1 protein-coding gene is annotated in these 934 nt (G+C 36.9%); it reads left to right on the top strand.

What is annotated here, in order from left to right:
* Positions 1-918 (top strand): IS4 family transposase (locus GQR55_RS19965; RefSeq protein WP_166421961.1); only part of this gene is annotated, 918 nt, incomplete at its 5' end.
* Positions 919-934 lie beyond the last annotated feature (16 nt).

The following is a 934-nucleotide window of genomic DNA, read 5'->3' as shown; positions in this document are numbered from 1 at the left end:
GGTCTAGGATTTCCAATTTGTCGCTCATTAGGTATTTTTTGCTTAGAAAGTGGGGCTATTATTAATGCAGAAATTGCCCCTTACAAAGGGAAAGGAGCAAGTGAGCATTCAATGCTGAGAGCTATATTAAATACATTCAAAAAAGGCGATTTAATCATAGGCGATGCACTCTACAGCAGTTATTGGTTGTTGGCCTATTTACAACGTAACGGTATAAATGGGGTTTTTCAGCAAAATGGGGCTAGGGCTAAAAAAAATGATTTTAGAACAGGTAAAACAATGGGTAAATGTGATCATATTGTAAGTTATGATCGACCACAAAGACCAGAGTGGATGACGATTGAACAATATCAATCCACGCCCAAAACAATTGAAGTTAGGGAATTAAAAGTAAAACACAAAATTATTGTGACGACCTTATTTGAAGCAGAGAAACATAGTAAAAGCGATATTGCTAAGCTATACCAAAGTAGGTGGAATATTGAAGTTGATTTCAGAAATTTGAAGACAACAATGGGCATGTCGGAGCTTAGTTGTAAGTCCCCTGAAATGTGTGAAAAAGAAATATGGGTCTATTTTTTGGCTAATAATATAATTCGAATCTTAATGGCGCAAACAGCTAAAAAATTTAAACTAAAGATCAGGGGAATTAGCTTTAAGAACACGTTACAAGTTTGGAACTCTGTCACTTCAAAATTTAAAAATGCGATGATGATCATTGAAGACTTTTTGTTTTTAATTGCAGGTCATCAAGTAGGGAAAAGACCTGGTAGACTGGAGCCCCGAGCAATAAAACGAAGAGCTTCAGCCTATTCATTGTTAATGGTGCCAAGACATGTAGCTAGAGCTATGATATTGAAAAATGGTCACCCGGCAAAGCAGAGGAAAAATACTGGAGCAAAGGGAGGAAAAGCTTAATGCAGTGCCATTCGGG

Source organism: Pseudoalteromonas sp. Z1A8, assembly GCF_011378855.1.
Classification (GTDB): domain Bacteria; phylum Pseudomonadota; class Gammaproteobacteria; order Enterobacterales; family Alteromonadaceae; genus Pseudoalteromonas.
The sequence above is the reverse complement of the archived record's forward strand: the minus strand, read 5'-3'. Positions and strand labels throughout refer to the sequence as shown.